The 4,386-nt window shown below is 43.6% G+C and carries 4 protein-coding genes and 2 pseudogenes; all 6 read left to right on the forward strand.

The features are described from left to right. On the forward strand, positions 1–227 hold a 227-nt coding region (locus tag WS34_RS14200), incomplete at its 5' end, for an aldo/keto reductase (protein WP_046405646.1). A gap of 43 nt (positions 228–270) precedes the next feature. Next, a pseudogene (locus tag WS34_RS14205) lies at positions 271–1,121 on the forward strand (flavin reductase); the annotation flags it as partial. A 24-nt stretch (positions 1,122–1,145) separates the two neighbouring features. After that, positions 1,146–1,964 carry a carboxymuconolactone decarboxylase family protein gene (locus WS34_RS14210; RefSeq protein ID WP_022159774.1) on the forward strand — a complete coding sequence of 273 codons (819 nt, stop codon included), beginning with the start codon at positions 1,146–1,148 and terminating at the stop codon, positions 1,962–1,964. A 13-nt stretch (positions 1,965–1,977) separates the two neighbouring features. After that, positions 1,978–2,544 carry a flavodoxin gene (locus WS34_RS14215; RefSeq protein WP_046404458.1) on the forward strand — a complete coding sequence of 189 codons (567 nt, stop codon included), beginning with the start codon at positions 1,978–1,980 and terminating at the stop codon, positions 2,542–2,544. 745 nt (positions 2,545–3,289) lie between these two features. After that, a complete protein-coding gene (locus WS34_RS14220) occupies positions 3,290–4,111 on the forward strand; it encodes a hypothetical protein (protein ID WP_046404300.1) in 822 nt (273 codons plus the stop codon). A gap of 18 nt (positions 4,112–4,129) precedes the next feature. Then, positions 4,130–4,386, forward strand: a pseudogene (locus WS34_RS14225) (hypothetical protein); the annotation flags it as partial.

Consider the following 4,386-nt stretch of genomic DNA (forward strand, 5'->3'; position numbering starts at 1 on the left):
AAGGAGTAACTCCCGCACAGTTTGCACTGATTTGGATGCTTTCGTGTAAACCCTGGATCGCTCCGATTCCCGGAACAACCGATCCGGTACATTTGGATGATTTTCTGGGTGCGGGGACGATTCGTTTGTCGGCCTGGGAGATGGAGGAGTTCGACCGTGCTTATTCTAAAATAGACCTGATGGGCCACCGTGCCGATCCCTTTACCGAAAGTCAGATCGATAAATAAATGAATAAAACAAAAATTTATCAGGATTATTGTATGAAGCGATATGGGAAAATCAATTTTAAATATACTGCTTATGTCTGTTATGCTATCTTGTAGTACGGCGGGGTGAAAGAGCATACGACAAACCCCTCCGGTATGATGGAAACGGGGAAGAAAAATATCGGGAATCTTTTGGCTCTTTACCCGAAACCGATGACGGTTATCGGCGCGCAGGTGGAAGGAAAAGTAAACTGGCTTGTCGTCGGACACACAGGCATTATCGGTCACGACCGTATACTCGTGAGTATGAATAAGCAACATTATACCGATCAAGGAATCAGGAAGTCGAAGAAGTTGTCGATCAATCTTGTCAGTCGGGAAATGTTGCCTGAGGCCGATTATGTAGGCAGTGTGAGCGGTGCTTCGGTCGATAAGTCGAATGTTTTCGATTACCATATCGGAGAAAAAGGTACACCTATAATCGATGCTTCCCCTTTAACGATGGAGTGTGAGGTGGTGGATATTTACGAAACCGACGGCTTCGATAATTTTATCTGCTCCGTAGCTAATACTTATGCCAGGCCAGAGGTTCTCGACAGTACCGGCCGACTGGATTATACCCGGCTGAAACCGGTTCTGTTCACATTTCCGGCTTATTCTTACCTGGCTACAGGAGAAGTGATCGGCAAGTGCCTGAAACTCAATAAAGAACCGGGTATGTGCGCTAAGTTGCCCATGGCTTCGGACGGTATCGTGCGCTTGTCGAAAATTGAAGTTCGGCCGGAATATCTCGACGCCTATCTGAAATATGCTACTGAAGTCGGTGAAATATCCTTGCGTTGTGAACCCGGTGTATTGACTATGTATGCTGTTCGTGAAAAGGAAAATCCTTGTCGGATAACTATTCTTGAAACATAACTTTATCCAATAAATACCATTATGAACAAGATCTATTTATTTTTAGTATTCAGTATTTTAACAACAATCGGTATGGCACAGGAAAAAATCAAACAAACAGCGGGGCGTGACCAGTTGGGAACATTCGCTCCCAAATTCGCAGAACTCAATGACGACGTTCTTTTCGGCGAAGTCTGGAGTCGTACGGACAGACTCGGCTTGCGTGACCGTAGTTTGGTAACAATCACTTCACTCATCAGTCAGGGGATAACGGACAGTTCGCTGACATTCCATTTGCAATCGGCCCGGAACAACGGCATTACCCGAACAGAGATTGCAGAGATTATCACGCACATCGGTTTTTATGCGGGTTGGCCGAAAGCTTGGGCTGCGTTCCGGCTTGCCAAGGAAGTGTGGGCCGAAGATACGAACGGTGAGGATGCGAAAGCTGCTTTCCAACGTGAGATGATCTTTCCCATCGGAGAACCGAATGCGGCCTATGCCCGGTATTTCACCGGCAATAGTTATCTTGCACCTATATCGCGTGAACAGGTTTATATTTCCAATGTCACGTTCGAGCCGGGTTGCCGGAACAATTGGCATATCCACCGCGCGAAAAAGGGAGGCGGACAGATGCTTATCGGTGTTGCCGGACGAGGTTGGTATCAGGAAGAGGGTAAACCAGCCGTAGAAATTTTACCCGGCACAGTGATCCATATTCCCGCTAACGTGAAACATTGGCATGGGGCAGCAGCCGACAGTTGGTTCGCTCACCTGGCGTTCGAGATTCCGGGAGAAGGCTCTTCTAACGAGTGGCTCGAACCTGTAAACGATGAAGCATATAATAAAATTCAAAAATAAAAACCGGCTTTCTATGTATAAATTTATATTCGTATTATTGGTGGTCGTTGGAATGGCGACTGCCTCGAATGCCCAAGAAAAACAAAATATGAAACAATCGAATAACAAGCCGCTTGTTGCCTATTTCTCGGTGACAGGAACTACGGCACGTGCAGCTGAGAAATTAGCCCGGGTTACGGGTGGAGAACTTTATGCGATAACCCCTGTCGAATCGTATACAAATGCCGATCTCGACTGGAATGACAAAAGGTCGCGTAGTTCGGTAGAGATGAACGATCCGAAGTCGCGTCCGGCCATTCAGGAAGCGAAAAAGAATATTGCCGATTATGATGTGATTTTTATCGGCTATCCGATCTGGTGGAATCTTGCTCCACGTATTATCGATACGTTCATTGAAACTCATCACCTGGCAGGTAAGACTCTTATTCCTTTCGCTACATCGGGTGGAAGCGGCATTACCAACAGTGTCGGCGCATTGAAAAAGGCTTATCCCGACCTGAACTGGAAAGAGGGAAAGCTATTGAACCGAATGGACGAGAACGGTATCCGTGAATGGATCGGTAAAACGTCGAAGGATTAGCGTAGCCCGGAAGGGACGCTGATCTTTTTCTGGCTTTGCCGGAAAGACCTGGCATTTTGTACTTGTTCGTGTTCGGTGACCCGGTCGCTTCTGTCGGTCAGTTGGCTTTTTCTTTCACTGACCGGCGGAACTCCTCACTTCGCAAAAAAACTTTACGTTACATTTCCGTCAGACACCAGGGCGTTCAGAAAAAAGTAAGATACCACTCGCCAGAGCTCCAATGGTCACCGAACACAAATACCTTCGACTGATGCTAGCACTTCATGGGAAACGAACGGCGACCTTAAAAATATGAACTCCTACAAAACAGATATTTTCTGAACCCCTCATATTAATATTTTGCTTGTAAATCAGTGTTTTATAAAAATCCGGTTAGGTAACTCAGGTATTCCTGCTCCGATAGGGGCCTGTCCTTTCATTCAATAAAACTTTCCTTCTCCTTCCTTTGACTTGTAGTGCTGACGGCACAAAACCCGGAATCGGAATAGAAAGAAAAAATAAATCCTGGAATTTTTTAGTTACGACAGTTACAGAAATCAGATCTAACCGCTATAATAGTTGTAACAAAAAAAATAGAACGATTATTTGGGTTAAATAAAATACAAAATGTGAGACAAATGTATGAAAAATTTATACAAACTAAACATCTAGCCGTCAATTTTATACAAAAATTTGCGCATAAATACGATTTGACAAGTTATTACGCTAATATAATCGTTCGTTTAATCTTGCAAAATCACAGACCATGAAGAAATTACTGTTTTTTATCATCTTGTGTTCTCTCTTTTCTTGTTCGACAGAGACACAGGAAGAGCAACCGGTCGTTACCGGAAAAAATTTTGCCTTATCCCTGTATAGCACAGATTCTATTTATCAATCGGGAATCGATTCCTTGTTCTTATTCTATTTCCCCGAGAGTTCGACTCCGGCCAAACCGATCTATTTTCAACAAGAGTTGGCTTGGGGAGATCCGATTGTCCTCCAGGATTTGGAACCGGAACCTCATACCTTTATCACGGTAGCCTGTTCGGGTTCTCTTGAAGAATTAAAAGATCTTCACATGGAGCTTCATCGGAACTATATCAGAATCAACAGACACGACAATGTCTCTGAAAACCTGTTTGGAGGAGTATTGAAAGCAGATCCTGTCTCTGGAGAAAAGAAATTTGAGCTTCAAAGGTTAGTTGGTGGAGTAAAAATCAATATCACCAATTTTGACTCTTTAAATATACAAGGTTATCCTAGTTGCCATATTACAAATTCCCCTGCATGTATCTGTCTGGGAGATTATGAAGATGAACCTGTATACTATGACGAATATATACGGACAGACAATTCCTGGTACTATGTTTTTCCAACCTATGGAGTGGTAAAAGGAATGATTGAAATCGATTACCTCGATGAAAATGGAATTAACAAAATCAGAATGTTTGAGTTTACCGGTAAGCATGCAATCGAAGCCAATAAAAAACTCGAATTGAATTTCATGCTCCGGAAAAAAGCCATAACGAAAAGTGGAGCCGAAGATTGGCAGTTGACTCTCGAAGAAGAAGTAAGCGTTTTATAACCCAAAAAGAATCAAGATATGAAAAAAATAACCTATAGCATCGTTCTGCTTTGGAGTGTTCTTTTTTGTTCCTGTCAAAAGGAAGATACGCTCACGACAGTCCCTGACGGAGGAGTACAACTGAATTTCAGCGGAGCTCAGGCCAACCTCAGCGCAGAGGAATTAAGCAATATCGTCGAAACCTTTCACGTGCTTATCTACGACGAAACAGGAAATTTCGTCAGACATAGCGAATACGAAAATCTGAAAAGTGTCTCTCCGGTCAAACTTCCTAT

Origin of the sequence: Odoribacter sp. N15.MGS-14 (assembly GCF_000980245.1) — a bacterium.
GTDB lineage: Bacteria > Bacteroidota > Bacteroidia > Bacteroidales > Marinifilaceae > Odoribacter > Odoribacter splanchnicus.